The organism is Staphylococcus sp. FSL K6-0223 (assembly GCF_038008285.1).
Genome location: NZ_JBBOYX010000001.1, coordinates 1,621,971 through 1,643,375 on the forward strand (window position 1 = coordinate 1,621,971; position 21,405 = coordinate 1,643,375).

General features: G+C 31.4%; 22 protein-coding genes. 4 read left to right on the forward strand and 18 right to left on the reverse strand.

Annotated features, from left to right (window positions below; genetic code table 11):
- Window positions 1-48 precede the first annotated feature (48 nt).
- The 11 genes from MHI13_RS07955 to MHI13_RS08005 all read right to left on the reverse strand — a co-directional run bounded on the left by MHI13_RS07955 (window position 49) and on the right by MHI13_RS08005 (window position 10,750).
- Complete coding sequence (locus MHI13_RS07955; RefSeq protein WP_054105432.1) at window positions 49-1,122, reverse strand: ABC transporter substrate-binding protein; 1,074 nt, start codon at window positions 1,120-1,122, stop codon at window positions 49-51.
- Complete coding sequence (locus MHI13_RS07960) at window positions 1,119-1,928, reverse strand: ABC transporter permease (protein WP_017175744.1); 810 nt, start codon at window positions 1,926-1,928, stop codon at window positions 1,119-1,121. Before MHI13_RS07960 ends, MHI13_RS07955 begins: the two co-directional genes overlap by 4 nt.
- A gap of 5 nt (window positions 1,929-1,933) precedes the next feature.
- Window positions 1,934-2,737: an ABC transporter permease gene (locus MHI13_RS07965; RefSeq protein WP_049382527.1), complete on the reverse strand. Its 804-nt coding sequence runs from the start codon at window positions 2,735-2,737 to the stop codon at window positions 1,934-1,936.
- Window positions 2,730-3,824 carry an ABC transporter ATP-binding protein gene (locus MHI13_RS07970; RefSeq protein WP_017175746.1) on the reverse strand — a complete coding sequence of 365 codons (1,095 nt, stop codon included), beginning with the start codon at window positions 3,822-3,824 and terminating at the stop codon, window positions 2,730-2,732. Before MHI13_RS07970 ends, MHI13_RS07965 begins: the two co-directional genes overlap by 8 nt.
- 13 nt (window positions 3,825-3,837) lie before the next feature.
- A complete protein-coding gene (locus tag MHI13_RS07975; RefSeq protein ID WP_017175747.1) occupies window positions 3,838-4,377 on the reverse strand; it encodes a helix-turn-helix domain-containing protein in 540 nt (179 codons plus the stop codon).
- Between the two features lie 130 nt (window positions 4,378-4,507).
- Entirely contained in the window at window positions 4,508-4,780 is a 273-nt protein-coding gene (locus tag MHI13_RS07980) for a UPF0223 family protein (protein ID WP_048762325.1), read from the reverse strand.
- Window positions 4,781-4,924: 144 nt separating this feature from the next.
- Window positions 4,925-6,331, reverse strand: coding sequence for a dihydrolipoyl dehydrogenase (gene lpdA, locus MHI13_RS07985; protein ID WP_002455496.1), 1,407 nt, complete (start codon window positions 6,329-6,331; stop codon window positions 4,925-4,927).
- Between the two features lie 3 nt (window positions 6,332-6,334).
- Complete coding sequence (locus MHI13_RS07990) at window positions 6,335-7,639, reverse strand: dihydrolipoamide acetyltransferase family protein (protein ID WP_048762323.1); 1,305 nt, start codon at window positions 7,637-7,639, stop codon at window positions 6,335-6,337.
- 221 nt (window positions 7,640-7,860) lie between these two features.
- Window positions 7,861-8,838, reverse strand: coding sequence for an alpha-ketoacid dehydrogenase subunit beta (locus tag MHI13_RS07995; protein ID WP_002448131.1), 978 nt, complete (start codon window positions 8,836-8,838; stop codon window positions 7,861-7,863).
- A gap of 3 nt (window positions 8,839-8,841) precedes the next feature.
- Entirely contained in the window at window positions 8,842-9,954 is a 1,113-nt protein-coding gene (gene pdhA, locus MHI13_RS08000) for a pyruvate dehydrogenase (acetyl-transferring) E1 component subunit alpha (RefSeq protein ID WP_002448048.1), read from the reverse strand.
- Between the two features lie 166 nt (window positions 9,955-10,120).
- A complete protein-coding gene (locus tag MHI13_RS08005; RefSeq protein WP_017175751.1) occupies window positions 10,121-10,750 on the reverse strand; it encodes a YkyA family protein in 630 nt (209 codons plus the stop codon).
- 134 nt (window positions 10,751-10,884) lie between these two features.
- Between MHI13_RS08005 and def the strand changes: the two genes are divergently transcribed.
- The 3 genes from def (at window position 10,885) to rnjA (ending at window position 13,689) form a co-directional block, all read left to right on the forward strand.
- Window positions 10,885-11,436, forward strand: coding sequence for a peptide deformylase (def, locus tag MHI13_RS08010; protein WP_002448106.1), 552 nt, complete (start codon window positions 10,885-10,887; stop codon window positions 11,434-11,436).
- A gap of 355 nt (window positions 11,437-11,791) precedes the next feature.
- A complete protein-coding gene (locus MHI13_RS08015; RefSeq protein WP_002448185.1) occupies window positions 11,792-12,010 on the forward strand; it encodes a DNA-dependent RNA polymerase subunit epsilon in 219 nt (72 codons plus the stop codon).
- Window positions 12,010-13,689: a ribonuclease J1 gene (rnjA, locus tag MHI13_RS08020; RefSeq protein ID WP_002448244.1), complete on the forward strand. Its 1,680-nt coding sequence runs from the start codon at window positions 12,010-12,012 to the stop codon at window positions 13,687-13,689. The genes MHI13_RS08015 and rnjA overlap by 1 nt, the downstream gene beginning before the upstream one ends.
- A 38-nt stretch (window positions 13,690-13,727) precedes the next feature.
- Here rnjA and MHI13_RS08025 read toward each other — a convergent pair whose 3' ends face one another.
- The 3 genes from MHI13_RS08025 to MHI13_RS08035 all read right to left on the reverse strand — a co-directional run bounded on the left by MHI13_RS08025 (window position 13,728) and on the right by MHI13_RS08035 (window position 16,873).
- The gene (locus MHI13_RS08025; RefSeq protein ID WP_002448135.1) at window positions 13,728-14,387 is read right to left on the reverse strand and encodes a potassium channel family protein; all 660 of its coding nucleotides are present in this window, start codon (window positions 14,385-14,387) and stop codon (window positions 13,728-13,730) included.
- A 123-nt stretch (window positions 14,388-14,510) separates the two neighbouring features.
- Window positions 14,511-15,527: a cytochrome d ubiquinol oxidase subunit II gene (locus MHI13_RS08030; RefSeq protein ID WP_017175752.1), complete on the reverse strand. Its 1,017-nt coding sequence runs from the start codon at window positions 15,525-15,527 to the stop codon at window positions 14,511-14,513.
- Window positions 15,527-16,873, reverse strand: a complete 1,347-nt coding sequence (locus MHI13_RS08035) for a cytochrome ubiquinol oxidase subunit I (protein WP_017175753.1) — start codon at window positions 16,871-16,873, stop codon at window positions 15,527-15,529. The genes MHI13_RS08030 and MHI13_RS08035 overlap by 1 nt, the downstream gene beginning before the upstream one ends.
- A 195-nt stretch (window positions 16,874-17,068) precedes the next feature.
- Here MHI13_RS08035 and MHI13_RS08040 point away from each other — a divergent pair, with 195 nt between their 5' ends.
- The gene (locus tag MHI13_RS08040) at window positions 17,069-17,302 is read left to right on the forward strand and encodes a glutaredoxin family protein (RefSeq protein ID WP_017175754.1); all 234 of its coding nucleotides are present in this window, start codon (window positions 17,069-17,071) and stop codon (window positions 17,300-17,302) included.
- Window positions 17,303-17,353: 51 nt separating this feature from the next.
- Here the strand turns inward: MHI13_RS08040 and ptsP are convergent, their stop codons facing one another.
- The 4 genes from ptsP to MHI13_RS08060 all read right to left on the reverse strand — a co-directional run bounded on the left by ptsP (window position 17,354) and on the right by MHI13_RS08060 (window position 21,391).
- Entirely contained in the window at window positions 17,354-19,069 is a 1,716-nt protein-coding gene (gene ptsP, locus MHI13_RS08045) for a phosphoenolpyruvate--protein phosphotransferase (RefSeq protein WP_145423024.1), read from the reverse strand.
- A gap of 2 nt (window positions 19,070-19,071) precedes the next feature.
- A complete protein-coding gene (locus MHI13_RS08050) occupies window positions 19,072-19,338 on the reverse strand; it encodes a phosphocarrier protein HPr (RefSeq protein ID WP_002448249.1) in 267 nt (88 codons plus the stop codon).
- Between the two features lie 272 nt (window positions 19,339-19,610).
- The gene (locus tag MHI13_RS08055; RefSeq protein ID WP_049335406.1) at window positions 19,611-20,153 is read right to left on the reverse strand and encodes a DUF697 domain-containing protein; all 543 of its coding nucleotides are present in this window, start codon (window positions 20,151-20,153) and stop codon (window positions 19,611-19,613) included.
- Window positions 20,154-20,218: 65 nt separating this feature from the next.
- Window positions 20,219-21,391 carry a class I SAM-dependent rRNA methyltransferase gene (locus tag MHI13_RS08060; protein WP_054105431.1) on the reverse strand — a complete coding sequence of 391 codons (1,173 nt, stop codon included), beginning with the start codon at window positions 21,389-21,391 and terminating at the stop codon, window positions 20,219-20,221.
- Window positions 21,392-21,405: the final 14 nt, after the last annotated feature.

Consider the following 21,405-nt stretch of genomic DNA (forward strand, 5'->3'; position numbering starts at 1 on the left):
GTCAGATTATTATATCTAATTTATAGGAAAATAACTACTAATTATCACTTATTTTAACGACATTTTAAAATTCAAGAAACTTTCGTTATATTCTCCTAATGTTTTCTCTCCTAAATCTTTATAAACTTCTAAATGTTTTTGTTCTTTTTGAGTTGGATAAAAACGGGGATCGTTTTTTATGTTATTTGGTAATAAATTTCTAGCTGCCTTATTCGGAGTAGCATACCCAACCCATTCTGTATTATGTTTATTATTTTTGGCATCTAATAAAAAGTTAATAAATTGGTATGCCCCTTCTTTATTTTGAGCAGTTTTAGGAATGACCATATTATCAAACCATAAATTCGAACCTTCTTTAGGAACCACATAATCATAAGTATTTCCGTCTTGAACAAGTGGTGCTGCTACACCACTCCATACTACAGCAATATGGCCTTCATTTTGTTGAAGCATCATAGTAATTTCATCGCCTACTACCCCTCTAACTTGAGGTGTAAGAGATTGTAAGTCTTGTTCTGCTTGCTTAATATGAACAGGATTGGAATCATTTAAACTATAACCCAATTTATTTAAAGCTAACCCTATAATTTCTCTAGCCCCGTCAACAAGTAATATGTCATTTTTGTATTTAGACTGATATAAATCGCTCCAACTATCAAATTGTTCATTAGGATACGCTTTTTTATTGTACAGAATACCTACCGTTCCAAAAAAATAGGGTAGTGAATAGGTATTATGTGGATCATAAGCCATATTCATATAATCAGAATCCAAATTTTTAATATTGGGTATTTTCTGATGATCTAAAGGTTCTAATAAATGTTCTCTTTTTAATTTTTGAACCGTATATTCACTTGGAAATGCAACATCATAATGTGTACCACCATTTTTAATTTTTGCTTCCATAGCTTCATTCGAATCAAACGTTTCATAAACAACTTGTATACCTGTCTCTTTTTCAAATTTCTTTATTAAATCAGGATCAATGTATTCTCCCCAGTTATATACATAGACTTTTTTACCATTTTTTGTATTATCTTGAGAATTAAACCAATGACTTATTCCTAAACATATCAATCCTACTACAATGGCACCGATAATTAACTGAAAAAATTGTTTCATTCTATTGCACCTCTTTTAGCACTTCTACGTTTTAATGTATTTTGAAGTGCATAGTATCCAATAATACCTAGCACAATAGCTAAAAATAAGATTGTTGAAATAGCATTTATTTCCATACTGATACCTTTTCGAGCCATGGCATACACCTCTACTGATAAGACACTAAATCCATTACCTGTCACAAAAAAACTTACAGTAAAATCATCTAGAGAATAGGTAAGTGCCATAAAAAAACCACCAATAATAGCAGGCATTAAGTTTGGTAAAAGTATACGTCCGAGTACTTGAGATTCTGTAGCGCCTAAATCACGAGCTGCATTTAACATATTATGATTCATTTCATATAGCTGTGGTAGCACAAGAATGACTACTATAGGTATACAGAATGCAATATGCGATGCTAATACTGTTCCAAATCCTAGCCCTAATCCAAATATATGTCCTAAAGCTGTGAACATAATTAAAAATGAGGCACCTATGACAACATCAGATGAAACCATTAGTACATTATTTAATGTAAGTAATGTCAATTTAAACTTCTTATTTCGCAAATAATAAATTGATATTGCTCCAAATGTTCCTATAATAGTAGATACTGCTGCGGATAGCAATGCAACTGCTATTGTATTAAATATTACAGACATTAAATGATCATCTTGAAATAAAGCTTGATAATGTTCTAATGTAAAATGTTCAAAATGTACCATATTTCCAGCTGAATTAAACGAATAAAACATTAAGAAAAAAATAGGAAGATATAATACAACAAGTAATATTCCTATATAAAGTTTTCCGTACCATTTCATTTAATTCACCCTCTTCCATTTGTTTCTTTAGATTTAGTAATAATTAAGATAAAGGCCATAAATACAATTAAAAAGATAGCTATTGTCGAACCCATTCCGTAGTTTTGAATAACTAAAAATTGTTCCTCAATAGATGTACCAATATTAATCACTTTATTTCCAGCTATCAGTCTAGTAATCATAAATAATGATAGTGCTGGTATAAATGTGACTTGAACACCTGTCATTATACCTTCTTTAGTCAAAGGAAGTATGATTTTACGAAAAGTAGTAAATGTATTTGCACCTAAATCACTTGAAGCTTGTAATAAATTATTAGGAATTGATTTCATGCTATTAAAAATAGGCAAAATCATAAATGGTATATAAATATAACTTGCAACAAGTAAAAACGCACCTGATGTAAACAACAAATTTAGGGGATCAATATGCATTATACCTAACATTTTATTAATCATACCTTCGTGACTTAAAATCCCAATAAAAGCATAAGTTTTTAACAATAAATTAATCCATGTTGGTATAATTAATATAAGTAACCAAATATTTTGGAATTTTGAAGATCTAATAAAATAGGCTGCAGGATAACTTATAATTAGTGTAATGATTGTTATAAGTGCCGCATAAAAAATAGAATCCCACATCATTTTTAAATATTTCATTGAAAAGACTTGTCGATAATTGGTAAAACTAAAATGACCATTTATATCGATAAATGAAAAATATACAAGTAATAGCACAGGAATAATAATAAAAATAATCATCCATAATAAATATGGAATGATGAGAAATTTATTTAAATTACGCATGTTCAATATCCTCATAACTTTCAATACGTTTATCAAATTCTTCTTCAGTTTCTCCAGGAACCATAATATGAATAGCTTCCGGTTCAAAAAACAAACCTACCTGACTTCCTATTGTGGTCTTTTTAGTAGATTGAATAACCCATTCATACCCTTTTTCATCAATACAACAAATTTCGTAATGTACACCTCTAAAAAGCATTGAATCGACAGTTGCAGTGAATAAACCTTGTGTCGATTCAACTAAAGAAATATCCTCTGGACGAATCACTACTTCAATTTTTTTCCCAGATGGAATCCGAGCATCAACACATTCAAAATCCTGACCATATATATTCACTACAAAATCTTTAACCATTGTGCCATCAACAATATTAGATTCTCCAATAAAATCAGCCACGAATCGATTCACTGGTTCATCATAAATATCTGTTGGTGTACCAAATTGTTGTATTTCACCATCTTTCATCACAAAAATATAATCACTAAGTGCCAATGCTTCTTCTTGATCATGAGTAACAAAAATAAAAGTGATGCCTAATCTTTTTTGTAACTCACGCAGTTCATATTGCATTTCAGTACGTAATTTTAAATCTAGTGCCGAAAGAGATTCATCTAATAATAAAATTTCAGGTTTATTTACAATAGCTCTGGCAATAGCGACTCTTTGTTTTTGTCCCCCACTCATTTCATCAATATGACGTTGTTCATAACCTGTGAGCTTAACAAGTTTTAATGCTTCTTTAACTTCCTTATCAATCTCTTGTTTAGAAAACTTTTTTAGTCTTAAACCAAAAGCAATATTCTCATATACATTTAAATGAGGAAATAAAGCATAATCTTGAAATACTGTATTTACTTTACGTTTATTTGCAGGTAATTTTTCGATAGACTGATTTTTATAAATAATTTGACCTTCATTAGGTTGTTCAAATCCTGCAATAAGCTTTAAAATCGTAGTTTTACCACAACCTGAGGGACCAAGTAACGTATAAAAATATCCCGATTCAATATCTAAGTTCATATTATTTAATATTGTTGTATCATTAAATTTCTTAGTAACTTTTTTAAAAGATAATAGTGATTCCAATCCATTTCCTCCTTTACAAATATGATGCTGTTGCTACAATTAGAATTTTAACTTCATTTTCTGAATGATTATGTAATTGATGTAATTCATTTGCTCTAAAATAAAGTACATCTCCCTCATAAGCTTGATAGCGCTCCTTACCTAACGTAAGTATTACACATCCCTCTAAACAATAAATAAAGGTATCAGATTCAGAAGGTTCAAAAGATTTGTACGATGATCCAGGCTTAATTGTTAATATAAGAGGTTCCATTTCATATTCATTTGAACTAGGTACAACCCAATTTAAAATATATCCTCTGTCATATTCATCATAAATAGTTCGTTCACTTTTTTTATATAATACTTTCTCTTTCGCTTTTTCTTTAAAAAAATCACTTGGTGTAGTACCTAATACTTCTAATATATTTAAAAATGTTTCCATACTTGGAGACGCATATTCACTTTCAATTTGTGAAATATATCCTTTTGATAAATCAGTTCGTTCCGCTAACTCTTCTTGAGTAAGATTTTTTTGACGTCTTAAATTTTTTAATTTATATCCAATCTGCATAACTAACCACCTAAAAAAGCTGTATATTGTTTACTATTATCAAACATTTTGTTTAATGCTTAATAAAAATAACAAAATACAGCTTTAAATTCAATAGGTATATTAAAAAATTGAGATTGAATTAGCAATCTTAATGTTTACTAAAATTTTCTCGATCAGGATGCTTTTTAACTTCTTGGATTACTTTATAGCTATTATAGCCACTTTTTTCTTCAAATTCTTTAAAAATTTGTTTTTCTTCAGCTTTACTTGGCACAATTTGTTTAAATTTTTTATATTGTTCCATTAACTCAGTACCTATTATAGACTTTTCATAATAGTTTTCGATTTGATTAAAAAATTTAATAACTTCAACCATTTCATCATTAGACCAATCTAAATCGAGTGGATATTGATATTCCATAGTTACCCTCCAAAATATAAACTTATTTCTATAAAAAAAGGTGGAACTAGATTCCTTATAAAAATCATAGTCCCACCGTAAATGGTTATTTCAATTATTTCAATTAAATACGTCGATTTAATTCACAATTATTTCAAAAGGAAATTACATAGTATGGATTGGTAATCCAATAGCTTTTTCAGCAACTTCCATAGTCATTTCACCTAATGTTGGGTGAGCATGAACAGTTAATGCGATATCTTCAGCATTCATGCCTGCTTCGATAGCTAAACCTAATTCAGAAATAATATCAGAAGCACCATTACCTGCTACTTGAGCACCAATAACTGTGTCATCTTCTTTTAATGTAATTAATTTAACGAAACCAGTTGTATCATCTAATGATAAAGCACGTCCGTTAGCAGCATAAGGGAATTTAGATGCTTTGAAATCTAAACCTTCTTCTTTAGCTTGAGCTTCAGTATAGCCAACTTGAGCTAATTCTGGTTCAGTGAAGCATACAGCAGGCATACCAATGTAATCAACTTCTGATGCTTGACCTGAGATTACTTCTGCAGCTACTTTACCTTCATAACTTGCTTTGTGTGCAAGTGGTAAACCAGGTACGATATCACCAATTGCGTAGATGTTTTTAATAGAAGTACGACTTTGTTTGTCTACTTCTAATAATCCACGATCAGCAAATTTAAGACCTAATTCTTCTAAGCCTAATTCGTCTGTATTTGGACGACGACCTACAGTTACTAATACATAATCAGCTTCAATTGTTTTTTCTTCACCTTTAGCTTCGTAAGTAACTTTAACACCGTTTTCAGTTTCTTCAGCGTTTTTAGCCATAGCTTCAGTGATAATTTCAACGCCTTTTTCTTTCATACCTTTTTTAACAGGTTGAACCATTTGTTTTTCGAAACCGCCAAGAATTTCTTTAGCACCTTCTAAAATTGTAACTTCAGAACCGAAGTTAGCAAAGGCAGTACCAAGTTCTGAACCAATATAACCGCCACCGACAACTACTAATTTACCAGGAACTTCTTGTAAGTTTAAAGCGCCTGTTGAATCGATAACGCGTTTACCAAATTCAAAATTAGGAATTTCAATTGGTCTTGAACCAGTTGCAATAATAGCATTTTTGAAGTTATACGTTTGAGCACTTTTCTCATCCATAACACGTAAACTATTTTCATCTACGAAATAAGCTTCCCCACGAACGATGTCAACTTTATTACCTTTTAATAAACCTTCAACACCGCCAGTTAATTTATTAACAACTGATTGCTTAAATTCTTGAACTTTATCAAATTTAAGTGATACGCTTTCAGCAATAATCCCTAAATTTTCAGAGTGTTGAGCTTCTACGAAACGATGAGAAGCATGTAATAACGCTTTTGATGGAATACATCCAACGTTTAAGCACACACCACCTAAGTCACCTTTTTCAACAATAGTAACTTTTTGTCCTAATTGAGCTGCACGAATTGCAGCAACATATCCACCAGGACCTGCTCCGATTACAATAGTATCTGTTTCAATTGGGAAATCTCCAACTACCATGTTTTACCCCTCCATTAATAATAATTCTGGATTATTTAATAAGCGTTTGATATGATTCATAGCATTTTGACCAGTTGCACCATCAATTTGTCTGTGGTCAAAGCTTAATGATAATGCTAATACTGGAGCTGCTACAATTTCACCATCTTTAACAATAGGTTTTTGAGCAATACGTCCAATACCTAAAATAGCTACTTCTGGGTGATTGATAACTGGAGTGAACCATTGTCCACCAGCTGAACCGATGTTACTAATTGTACATGTAGCACCGCTCATTTCTTGAGATGTTAATTTACCATCACGAGCTTTAACAGCTAATTCATTGATTTCATCTGAGATTTGGAAAATAGATTTACGATCTGCATTTTTAACTACAGGTACTAATAAACCTCTTTCAGTATCTGCAGCGATACCGATATTCCAGTAATGTTTGTGTACAATTTCACCAGCTTCTTCATTAAATGATGTATTAAGTGCTGGGTATTTTTTAAGTGCAGAAACAAGCGCTTTAACAACATATGGTAAGAATGTTAATTTAATACCTTGTTCAGCTGCAACTTCTTTGAATTTTTTACGGTGATCCCATAATTCTTGAACATCAATTTCATCCATTAATGTTACGTGTGGAGCAGTGTGTTTTGAGTTAACCATTGCTTTAGCAATTGCTTTACGCATAGCAGGGATTTTTTCTGTAGTTTCAGGGAAGTCTCCTTCAGGTACTGATTGAGTTTGAACTGCAGAAGTATCTTCTGATGTTGAAGCAGCTGCACTTTCATTTGAAGCTGTTGCTGCTTGAGCACCGCCACCATTTAAGTGGTTATCGATGTCTTCTTTAGTAATACGTCCATTTTTACCTGAACCAGAAACTGCTTTAATGTTCACGCCTTTTTCACGTGCATATTTACGTACAGATGGCATTGCTTTAATTCGTCTATTTTCGTCTACTTTTTCATCTTGTGATGTTGAAGCTGCTGGAGTTTCTTCAGTTTTAGCTTCTTCTTTTGCAGGTTCTTCTTCTTTAGATGAAGCATCGTCATCATCATGACCTTTAAATTGCATTTCTTCTGCATCTGGTGCGTCAATTTTAACAATGACATCACCTACAACTGCTACAGTGCCTTCTTCAACTACTACTTCTTCAATTGTACCGCTTACAGGAGATGGGATTTCTACTACAGATTTATCATTTTGAACCTCTGCTAATACGTCATCCTCTTCAATTGTATCTCCGGCTGAAACAAACCACTTAACGATTTCACCTTCGTGGATACCTTCACCAATGTCGGGTAGTCTAAATTCAAATGCCACGTTCTTATCCTCCTAAGATTTAAATATTTATTATTTAAATAAATTTATAACATAGAGGAAGGACAGAATAATATGTCGTGTCTGTTAACACTTTATCATTTTGTCCTACGTCTCTAGTTTACAATTAATTATATATACTAATTATATATACATAAAATAAATAGAAAATACTTATTTTAAATATATAGATTCATATATAGCTTACTGTTTTGTATATACTATTAGAATTCTAAAGTAGCTTTAGCTTGTTCAATAATATCATTTTTATTTGGTAACCAAACGTTTTCAGCTTGAGTAAATGGATATACAGTATCAGCAGCAGCAACACGTGCAATTGGAGCTTCTAATGAAAGAATAGCACGTTCAGCTAATTCAGCTGCTACAGTAGCACCAACACCAGCTTGACGTTGCGCTTCTTGAACAACTACTGCACGACCAGTTTTTTCAACTGATGCAACTAAAGTATCAATATCGATTGGTTGAACTGTACGTAAATCGATAACTTCTACAGAGTAACCTTCTTTTTCAAGTTCTTCTGCAGCTTTTTCAGATTCTTGTACCATTGCACCGTATGCAATTAATGTAATGTCATTACCTTCTTTTTTGACATTTGCTTTACCAATTTCAATTGTATATTCTTCTTCAGGAACTTCTTCACGGAATGAACGATATAATTTCATGTGCTCTAAATATACAACTGGATCGTTTGATCTAATTGATGAAAGTAATAAACCTTTAGCATCATAAGGACCAGATGGAATAACTACTTTAATACCTGGTGATTGAGCTAAAATACCTTCTAAGTTATCTGCGTGTAATTCTGGAGTGTGTACCCCACCACCAAATGGTGTACGAATTGTTACAGGAGCAGTTTTAGAACCACCTGAACGGAAACGCGTACGAGCGATTTGACCAGCAACTTCGTCAAACACTTCAAATACGAATCCTAAGAATTGAATTTCCATTACAGGACGGAAACCTTCTACAGTTAAACCAAGAGCTAAACCACCAATACCAGATTCAGCTAATGGTGTGTCGAATACACGGTCTTCACCGAATTCTTTTTGTAAACCTTCAGTAACACGGAATACACCGCCGTTAACACCAACGTCTTCACCGAAAATTAAAACGTTTTCGTCATTTTGCAATTCAGTTTTAAGCGCATTGTTAATCGCTTGAACCATTGTCATTTGTGCCATGGCTTATTTCGACTCCTTCTCTTTGTAAATTTCATATTGTTCAGCTAAATTTTGAGGCATATCTTCATACATGATATCCATTAAATCAAGAACAGTTTGTTTTGGAGTATTGTCAGCCTCTTTAATTGCTTTCTTGATGTCGTCTTTAGCACGTTCAATAACTTCGTTTTCTTTCTCTTCGCTCCATAATCCTTTATTTTCTAAGAATTTTCTGAAACGAACTAACGGGTCTTTTTTCTCCCACTCTGCATCTTCATCTGAAGTTCTGTAACGAGTTGGATCATCTCCAGCCATTGTATGTGGACCATAACGATAAGTCATAGTTTCGATTAATGTTGGACCTTCACCATTAATTGCGCGATCACGAGCTTCTTTAGTAGCTTGATATACAGCTAATGCATCCATACCATCAACTTGGATACCAGGGATACCTACTGCAATTGCTTTTTGAGCTAATGTAGTAGCAGCTGTTTGTTTACTACGTGGAGTAGAAATAGCATAGTTATTGTTTTGGATAACAAAGATTGCTGGTGCTTTATAAGCAGAAGCAAAGTTAATACCTTCGTAGAAATCACCTTGTGAAGAACCACCATCACCAGTGTAAGTGATAGCAACTGCTTTTTTACCACGTTTTTTAATACCGAATGCCACACCAGCTGTTTGGATATATTGTGCACCGATAATGATTTGTGGACTGAATGCGTTTACGCCTTCAGGGAATTGGTTACCTTTAAAGTGACCTCTTGAGAATAAGAAAGCATCAGTTAACGGTAAACCGTGCCAAATAAGTTGTGGTACATCACGGTAACCAGGTAAAATGAAGTCTTCTTTTTCTAAAGCATATTGAGAAGCTAATTGAGATGCTTCTTGTCCTGCTGTTGGAGCATAGAAACCTAAACGACCTTGTCTATTTAAAGAAATAGAACGTTGGTCAAGAATACGTGTCCACACCATTCTTTCCATTAATTCTACTAATTGTTCATCAGTTAAATCAGGTACTAAGTCTTCATTTACGACATTACCATCTACGTCCAAAATTTGAACCATTTCAAATTTCGACTGAGTATCATTTAATACTTTTACTGCATCGAATTGGGCTTGTAACTTAGGAGCCATTCAATTCACCATACCTTTCCCATATAATAGAAATTCATTTTATCCACTCATAGTGTACCACAATTATTTTAGACTGTTAAACATTTTCATAAAGTTCTGTATTACTAAAAAAAGATACAGTCTGAGAAACTGTATCAATGTAACAATTAACACTGTATTAGTGATGTTAAGAGATTAAATGATCGACGTCTTGTTTTTCTTTATTAACTGTATTCATTGCCTTAGCATAAGCCTGGAATTTTTTCTTAAAGTTTTCTTGAGCTTTATTAAGCGCATTGTTTTTTTCGTCTACTTGAGATTGCGTTACTCCATCTTGTTTGACTAATTCAAATAAATCTTTTTCTTTACTTAATACATTTCTATAAGCCTTAGCATAGTCGTCATGTGTTTTATATTTGTTTTTTATAGCATCGTCAAGTTGTTTAACTTCTTTTCTTTTATTATCATTTTTAATATCGTTAATATGAGAATCGCCTTTTTTAAATTGCTTTTCGGAATTTTTTAAAATTGAAACTTCCTTATCAAAGGTTTTTTCTCGTTTATCAATATTATCAAGTACATCGTCAGCTGCTTTACTACGTGTATTACTGTCATTGCTATTTGCTTTTTTATACAAACCTTGTTTCTTTTCTTCAAGTGAATTTAGTTTTTTACTAACCTCATTTATAGATTGTTCTTTATCAAATGCTTTTTGAACATTCTCGTCATAAGCTTTTACCTCTTTTTTATCAGTTGTACAACCAGCTAATAAAAGTGTAGAGGCAGCTGCAACAACTATGGTTTTACGTAATTTCATTAATGTCATTCCTCCTCATAGTGTTTCGATTGTAATATTATATAAAGATAGTTTATAAATCAAATGAAACTATATAATGTACGTAAATGTATATTATCTGTTATATTTTATATTATATAAGGAAGGTGTATAACATGTTAACAATGAAAGATATTATTAGAGATGGACATCCTACGTTACGCGAAAAAGCAAAAGACGTGAATTTACCTCTTTCTGAAGAAGATAAAAATACTTTGCGTGATATGCGTGAATTTTTAATTAATAGTCAAGATGATGAAATTGCTAAAAAATACGGTCTACGCTCTGGAGTAGGTTTAGCTGCACCACAAATTAATATCTCAAAAAAAATGATAGCTGTGTATTTACCCGACGACGGGGAAGGTAAATCTTACGACTATATGTTAGTCAATCCTAAAGTAATTAGTCATAGTGTCCAACACGCTTATTTACCTACTGGTGAGGGGTGTTTAAGCGTAGATGAAAATATACCTGGTTTAGTTCATCGTCATTATAGAACAACAATTAAAGCTTATGATATTGATGGTAATGAAGTTAAATTACGTTTAAAAGGTTATCCAGCAATTGTATTTCAACATGAAATTGATCATTTAAACGGCATTATGTTCTACGATTATATCGATAAAGATCATCCTCTTACTCCATTACCAGACTCAGTTGAAGTTTAATATTCAAGCCTAATGCATTTTTACATTATTGTAATAAATGTGTTAGGCTTTTCTTTTTTTATTCAATTTCCTACTACTTTTACTACATATAAACTGCTTTATTTATTCTGATACATAAGGTAAAATAAAAGTTAACTGAAATCATAGTAAATTACTATCTTTCAAAAATGAACGACATGTATGATTTGCCTTTAAGCACAGTAAAATAAATATTATTTTATATTAAAAATTTAAAATACCTGTTATGTAGCATTCACGTTAGATGTGAAAATAAATAAACATGTATATTTTATTTATTTTCTACTTGTGCTCATAAGACAATAAATAAACATTTATTTAGGAGGAAATATATATCATGGCAGTATTTAAAGTATTTTTTCAACATAATAAAGACGAAGTAATTGTTCGTGAGAACACAAACACAATTTATGTTGAAGGTGAAACTGAAGAACAAGTAAGACGTTATTTAAAAGATCGCAATTATAATATCGAATTTATTACTAAATTAGAGGGCGCACATTTAGAATATGAAAAAGAACATTCTGATCACTTTAATGTGGAGAACGCTCAATAATGAAACAATTACATTCTAATGAAGTAGGTGTATATGCTCTAGGCGGCTTAGGTGAGGTTGGTAAAAACACTTATGCTGTGGAGTATAAAGATGAAATTGTTATCATCGATGCTGGAATTAAGTTCCCTGATGATAATTTATTAGGTATAGACTACGTTATTCCTGATTATACCTACTTAGAACAAAATCAAGATAAAATTGTTGGTTTATTTATTACTCATGGACATGAAGACCATATAGGTGGTGTGCCCTACCTATTAAAGCAAATTAATGTGCCTATTTATGGTGGCCCTTTAGCTTTAGGTTTAATACGCAATAAATTAGAAGAACACAATTTACTGCGTAATGCTAGTTTAAATGAAATTACAGAAGATAGTGTTATAAAATCTAAACATTTTGAAATTTCTTTTTACTTAACTACGCATAGTATCCCAGAAGCATATGGTGTTGTTGTTGACACACCTGAAGGTAAAATTGTCCATACTGGTGACTTCAAATTTGATTTTACACCTGTTGGTGCGCCTGCTAATATCGCCAAAATGGCAGAGCTTGGTAAAGAAGGCGTATTATGCTTGTTATCTGACTCTACGAATGCGCTAGTTCCTGATTTCACATTAAGTGAACGTGAAGTTGGACAAAATGTAGATAAAATTTTCCGTAACTGTAAAGGTCGTATTATTTTCGCAACCTTTGCATCAAACATCTATCGTGTCCAACAAGCGGTGGAAGCAGCAATTAAATATAATCGTAAAATTGTAACTTTTGGCCGTTCAATGGAAAATAATATTAAGATTGGTATGGAGCTTGGTTATATCAAAGCACCCCCAGAAACATTTGTTGAGCCTAACAAAATTAATAATATTCCTAAACACGAGTTACTTATTTTATGCACTGGCTCTCAAGGTGAACCAATGGCTGCACTTTCACGTATCGCTAATGGTACACACAAACAAATTAAAATTATACCTGATGATACTGTAGTATTCAGTTCTTCTCCTATTCCAGGGAATACTAAAAGTATCAATCGTACAATTAACGCATTATATAAAGCTGGTGCTGATGTTATTCACAGTAAGATTTCTAACATTCATACATCAGGACATGGTTCCCAAGGCGACCAACAGTTAATGCTTCGTTTAATTCAACCTAAATACTTCTTACCTATTCATGGTGAGTATCGCATGCTAAAAGCTCATGGTCAAACAGGTATTGATTGTGGTGTTAAAGAAGAAAATGTCTTTATTTTTGATATTGGTGATGTCTTAGCTTTAACACACGATTCTGCGCGTAAAGCTGGTCGAATTCCATCTGGTAATGTATTAGTTGATGGAAGTGGCATCGGTGATATTGGTAATGTTGTCATTCGGGATCGTAAATTATTATCTGAAGAAGGATTGGTTATTGTTGTAGTAAGTATTGATTTTAATACAAATAAACTTCTTTCAGGTCCAGATATTATTTCACGTGGTTTTGTTTACATGCGTGAATCTGGCCAATTAATTTATGATGCACAACGAAAAATTAAAACGGATGTTATTTCAAAACTAAATTCAAATGATGATATTCAATGGCATCAAATTAAATCTTCAATCATTGAAACGTTACAGCCGTATTTATATGAAAAAACAGCTCGTCGTCCAATGATTTTACCAGTAATTATGAAAGTAAATGAAGAATAAAAACACACGGTATTTCTTAAGAAATACCGTGTGTTTTACTATCTTACTATTTTTTTCTCAAAACGATTTAAATCATTATCGTGGCCGATCATTATCATAATATCTCCAATTTCAATATTCATGTTTGGATCTGGTGATACAATGATTTCTCGTCCTCTTTTTATTGCAATAATATTAATACCGAATTGTGCTCGAATATCTAAATCTCTGATTGTTTGACCAGTCAATTTTTCACTTACTTTTAACTCTACTAATGAATGCTCATCTGCAAGTTCAAGGTAGTCTAGTACACTTGCACTTGCTACATTATGTGCAATACGACGACCCATATCTCTTTCCGGATGTACTACAGTATCAGCACCAATTTTATTCAAAATCTTTGCATGATAATCGTTTTGTGCTTTGGCCGTAACTTTTTTAACACCTAATTCTTTCAATATTAAAGTTGTTAATGTACTAGATTGAATATTCTCACCTATTGCCACAATGACATGGTCAAAATTTCGTATACCTAAACTTTTCATTACCGCTTCATCTGTAGTGTCAGCTACAACAGCATGTGTCGCAATTTCACTATATTCATTTACTCGAGCTTCATCTCTATCAATAGCCATAACATCCATATCTAAAGCATTTAACTCTCTTACAATACTTCCTCCAAAACGACCTAATCCTATTACTACATACTCTTTCTCCATGAATTCTGGAACTCCCATCTAAAAAATAAGAGCTAAAATGATAAGTTCATTTATATACTAGAAACTTATTCAAAGTTCTATAAATATAAATCACTCTCATTTCAGCTCCTCTCTTAATTTAAATTACTTTTTACCTTCCACATATTGTTTATCAAAAACGAATAATCTCAATAACAATATTAACGATGGAAGTAATAAAAGTAAACCTAAAATAAAGACGATCGTTAATGCTAAGCCCATTGATGAGTTTACACCTGAATCTGAAATTTTAATATATGGATAAAGAATATAAGGTAACTTACTCATACCGTAGCCGTAAAAAGCGAAAGCCATTTGTAAAATCACCATAATAAATGCTAAACCATGATACTTTTTAATCATATTTAAAATTCCTGCAATTAAGAAGAAAATAAAACTAATTGCAAACATCCACCAATAATGCGTAATTGCATTATAAAAGTGATTAGAGTTTTGTATTCTTAATGATAAGAATACAAATAATGAAATAATAATCATCGGTGGACCCCAGAACATAAACCATTGACGCATAAATTTATAAGCCACTTTATCTTTTGCTTTAGAAGCGTAATATGTTAAAAACCCTGATGATATATATAACACACTTACAATTGCTAAAAATACAACTGACCATGCAAAAGGACTTAATAGTAATTGTACCCAATCCAAATCAAAATGATTGCCTTGTTCATTAATGTATCCGCCTTCTGAGATAGTCAATACAGTTGCGAGTGCTGCGGGTATTAAAAGCCCAGTAATACCATATAAAAATATCCAAGGCAGTTTATTATCTTGTCCATAATGTTCAAAAGCATAAAAACTACTTCTAATAGAAATAAGAATTAAAGCGATTGAACCAGGAACTAATAACACTGTCCCTAAATAAAGAGCTGAATCTGGGAAAAATCCGACAAAACCTACAAAGAAAAATACAAAAAATACATTTGTTACTTCCCATACAGGATTTAAATATCTTTCTATAAGATGATTAATCTTTTTTTCTTCTCCCGTTAATTTTGTATGCAAAGTTAAAAATCCAGCACCAAAATCAATAGACGCTACGATAATATAACAAAATAGGAAAGTCCATAATACTGTAATACCTATGCCAGTATAATCCATTATTCTTGACCTCCAATCACTTTATCAATATCCTCGCGAGCTGGTTTATTTCTAAACATTCTCAATAATACATAAGCAGATGTAAAGAGAAGTACAAAATAAAGTAAACCGAATAAAATTGTTACTAATGTAATTCCTCCTGCCTGTGTAGCAGCTTGGCTAACACGCATGTAACCTCTAACAATCCATGGTTGACGTCCCATTTCAGTTAAGAACCAACCAAACTCTATAGCAAGCATTGAAGCAGGTCCTGTTAAAAGTACTGCATAAAGCATTACTTTTTTAGTTATAATAGGACGTAGTTTTTTTATCAATAATGCTAATATAAAAATGCCTGATACGATAAAACAAAAGATTCCCATAGCTACCATTAAATCAAAGAAATAATGAACGATTAATGGAGGTAAATCATTTTTAGGAAATTCATTTAAACCTTTTACTTTAGTATTAATATTATTATCAGCTAAAAAGCTCAGTAATCCAGGAATTTTTATAGCTCCTGAAACTTCTTGAGTGTTTTCATTTAAGACACCAAAAAATACTAAATCTGCTTTGGAATGTGTATCAAAATGCCACTCATATGCAGCTAATTTTTCTGGTTGTACTTTATGAAGAAACTTAGCAGACAAATCTCCCGCTAACATTGATAATAATGTTTGAATAAATCCAAGAATCATAGTCATTTTTAACGCTTTTTTATGATATGGCGCATCTTCACTATATTTATTTTTCAATAATTTAAATGCAGCAATTGCTGCCAAAATAAACGCCATCGTCATACCAGCTGTTGCAACAACATGAAATGCTCTAACTAAAAATGAAGAATTGAACATTGCTTCAAATGGTTGAACATTCACCATTTTACCTTTTTTCATTTCAAAACCTGCTGGAGTATTCATAAATGAGTTCACTGAAGTAATAAAGAACGCTGAGAATGAACCACCAATAATAACAGGTAAACTAATTAAAAAATGTATCCATTGATTTTTAAAACGATTCCATGTATACAGATAAATACTTAAAAAGATTGCTTCAAAGAAGAAAGCAAATGTTTCCATGAAAAGAGGAAGCGCGATAACATGGCCACCCATTTTCATAAACGTAGGCCAAACAAGTGAAAGTTGTAATCCAATAATTGTTCCAGTTACAACCCCAACTGCAACTGTAATCGTATACCCTTTTGACCAACGTTTTGCTAATGCTATATATTTAGGATCTTTCTTTTTGATACCTAAAAACTCTGCGATTGCAAACATTAATGGCATTCCTACTCCAATAGTAGCAAAAATAATATGAACGCCTAATGTCATCCCTGTCAAAAAACGACTAATTTCGACAGAATTCATACTTAACCACCTTTTCTATAATTTAAAATTTAAGCCTATAGATTTAAATTATATACCTAAACATTAGTAACTAAAATTTTTTTGTTTACTTTTTAATAGATAATTTAAATGGAATTCACATAAAATTCAAAATTTGCATTTTTTAATTACCTTATATATAGTAAGAAAAGTATAATTAAAAGGAGAATATGATTTATGTCTAAAATAATTATCTATACACAAGATGATTGTCCACCTTGTAATTTTATAAAAAATTATTTAACGGAACATCATATTAATTTTATTGAAAAAAATATTAAGTATCCTTCTTATCGTAATGAAATGTTAGAATATGATGCATTCTCTACACCATTTATCTTATTAAATGAAGAGCCTATGTATCATGTAGATTTAGAAAAAATCAACAGAATATTTGATATCCAACTGTAATACATAAAAAAGAACCTGAGACATCATAAGTTGTCTCAGGTATTTTTAATATTATTTAGAAATGTGATGAACAAGTTCTTTAACTTCATCTTGTGTTGCACAATTAATGGCACGATTTGCTAATTCCGCCATTTCGTTTTTACTTAAACCATTAATTTGTCTTCTAGCTTTAAGAATAGAGGTTGCACTCATAGAGAACTCATCTAATCCTAAACCTAATAATAATGGAATTGCTGTTTCATCGCCAGCCATTTCACCACACATACCAGTCCATTTACCTTCTTTATGAGAAGCTTCAATGACCTGTTTAACTAAACGTAAAATTGCTGGGTTATATGGTTGATATAAATATGAAACACGTTCAGACATACGGTCAGCTGCCATAGTATATTGAATTAAGTCATTAGTTCCTATACTAAAGAAATCTACTTCTTTAGCAAAGATATCAGCTAACGCAGCAGTAGAAGGAATCTCTACCATGATACCTACTTCGATATCATCAGCAACTTCTTGTCCTTCGCTAGTTAATTTATCTTTTTCTTCTAAAAGAATAGCTTTAGCATCTCTAAACTCTTTAATAGTGGCTACCATTGGGAACATAATATTTAATTTACCATAAGCAGATGCGCGTAATAACGCACGTAATTGTGTTCTGAAGATGTCTTGTTGATCTAAGCACAAACGAATTGCACGATAACCTAAGAATGGATTCATTTCTTTAGGTAAATTTAAATATGGTAATTCTTTATCTCCACCAATATCTAAAGTACGTACAACAACGCGTTTATCTTTCATAGTTTCTAAAACTTTTTTATACGCTTCAAATTGTTCGTCTTCAGTTGGCATTTGATCTCTACCCATATATAAAAATTCTGTTCTATAAAGACCAATTCCTTCAGCGCCATTTTCCATAACACCATATAAATCATCAGGTGTACCAATATTAGCAGCTAATTCTGCATGTTCACCGTCAACAGTTACAGTTTCGGCATCACGAAGTTTTTGTAATTCTTTTTTATCTTCAAAGAAACGCTCACGTTTATTTTGATAAGCAATGAGTTCGTCTTCAGTTGGATCTATGATAACGTCACCAGTAATACCGTCAACAATAACCATATCTCCTTGTTTTACTTCATGAGTAATCGATTTAGTACCAACCACGGCTGCAATTTCTAATGAACGGCTCATAATTGCAGAATGACTTGTACGTCCACCAATATTTGTAACAAAACCTTGAACAAACTCTTTGTTTAATTGTGCAGTATCAGATGGTGTTAAATCGTTTCCTATAATAACTACACTTTCATCAATCATACTAGGATTTGGTAACTCCACGCCTAAAAGATGAGCAAGTACACGCTTAGAAACGTCACGAATATCTGCTGCACGTTCTCTCATATATTCATTATCCATAGATTCAAAAATAGTAATGAATTGAGTCGTAACTTCATTTAATGCTTCTGGAGCATTGACTTTCTCATTCGCAATTTTATCTTCAATTGGCTGAATTAATTCTGGGTCATCAAGTACAAGTAAATGTGCATCAAAAATAGCAGCTTTATCTGCACCTATTGATTTTTCAGCATTATTTCTAATTTTTGTTAATTCAATTTTGGAAGCTTCTAAAGCATTTCTGAACTTTTTAATTTCAGCATCAGTATCAGTAATTTTCTCATTTGTAAATGATAAATCAGGTTCTACTAGTAAATATGCTTTGGCAATTGCAACTCCATCAGAAGCTGCAATACCTTTAATTAATTTAGACATAATTACTCTGTTAAACCTTCTTTTGATAAAACTTCACTGATAGCTTGAATTGCATCTTGTTCATCGCTTCCATCAGCATAGATAGTGATTTCAGCATCTTTACCTACACCTAAACTCATAACGCCCATAATTGATTTTAAATTTACTTTTTTACCGTTATATTCTAATTGAATATCTGAATCAAATTTAGATGCAGTTTGCACTAACATTGTAGCTGGGCGTGCATGAATTCCAGTTTCGTCAACAATTACATATGATTTTTGTTCCATAATCTATTTCTCCTCCGTAAGTTAGAAAATTAATTTTCTTATTATCTAACATAAAAATTTATACCCTAACACTACCAAAATATATAACTGAATTCAATTCTTATATAATTGAATTATTATAGAAAAATACACTTATATTAATAAAGTAGCAATCATTATATAAGTAATCAAACAAAGTTTGATTACTTATAATAGGTATAGCGTTATGTTAGTCAATTTTCTAATGTTATATATAAATTTCTTCCCTTTTATTATACTACATTTTTAAAAAATTAAATAATATCACGTAAAACTTTTTCACATTTTTCTATATGATCTTGACCTAATTTATTCATAAAGTAGTAACTAATTGAAGCTGAAACAGCTTGTCCCACTATTGGGAACCATTTTGTTTGTTTTGCTGCTGTACGCTTAGCAACATCTCTAATAATTAATTTCAAAGCACCACTAGTTACTTTTTCACCAATCATTGAACTACCTTGAATTGCTGCTGCTGATAAAATACGTTCTTTAACATCTTCACCAAGAGAATTGACTTGTTTTTGATCAAGACCATAAATTTTATTAATATCTTCAATAATATCTTTCATCAATTTGATATCTACACCAAAGTCTAATCCTGGAATTGGCACAACACTCATCCCTGAAGATAATAAAGATTTTTTCTTAACAACAGCTTTAGCTTTTTCTCTACGTTGTGCAATTTCTTCTTCATTTTTAGGTAAGATATCTTTTTCGTTAATTTCTTCTATATCTAAGACCTTTTTACCAACTTTATCAGTAACTCCATTTGTAATTTTATGAATAATACCCACTTACTGACTCACCTTTCGTTTTTCATAATATTTTCAATATACATTTAATACCCTATTTCAGTACTTTAATGCTTAATATTTATGAATACAGCTTTTAAATATTTAGAAAGTTTATAATGTGGATGTGTTTTAAAGTCTTTTGGTAATCCCATGACTTCTTCTATTTCATATTCTACGTTAGCTTGTTCCAATGTTTTCTTAATTACATTTTTAAATGCTTTTAAAGAAAAAGCACTTGAATTTGTACATAGAAGCAATGTACCATCTGGTGCTAAAACATCTAAAGCACCATTAATTAAATCATCATAATTTTTTTGCACTGAAAAAGTTTTCTTTTTATTACGCGCAAAACTAGGTGGATCAATGACTATTGTGTCATATTGTTTTCCATGACGTGCTGCATAATTATAAAAATCAAATGTATCCATGACATAGATATATTGACTTTTAGGGTCTACACCATTTAACCCAAAATTTTCTTCAGTTAATGTACGAGAACGATTAGCTAAATCTACACTTGTTGTAACTTTAGCATTTTTAGATGCTACCACTGAAAACGCGCCCGTATAACTAAATAAATTTAAAATACTTCTATTTTCGGCAAAATAATCACGTAATTTTTTACGAACTTCTTTTTGATCTAAAAATATTCCTGTCATTAATCCATCGTTTAAATCAACATTGTAAAATGTAAAATTTTCTTCAATAACTATTGGAAATTCCGGAGTTTTTCCAAGTACATGTCCTCCTGTATACTCCGTATCTTTAAAGCGCATTTTTTCAAAAACTGATTCAAATTTAAATACTTTTTTTATTGCTTCAATAATTATATAACGAAACTTGTAAATTCCTTTTGAATACCATTGAATAAGTAGATGTCCATTGTAATTATCAATAGTTAAACCTCCAACGCCATCTCCCTCAGCGTTAAATAGTCTAAAAGCATTAGTTCCTTCTATATTATAGTAATACTCTCTTTCTTCTAGCGCTTTTTTAAATAAATTTTCAAAGAAAGTAATATTGATATCTTCTTCTTGGCTATATGTGATTACCCATCCTAATCCTTTATGTTGACGTCCTACATAAGCTGTTGCAATATATTGGTTATTTTCAGTAACTATATTAAACAAGTCACCTTCTTTTAAATGATCGTGTTGAAAAATATCTTCTTCTTCAACTAAAGGATATTGATTTAAATATTTAGTTTCTTTGCCTTTATTTAAAGTTGCTATTTTCATTTTAATTTCTCCTA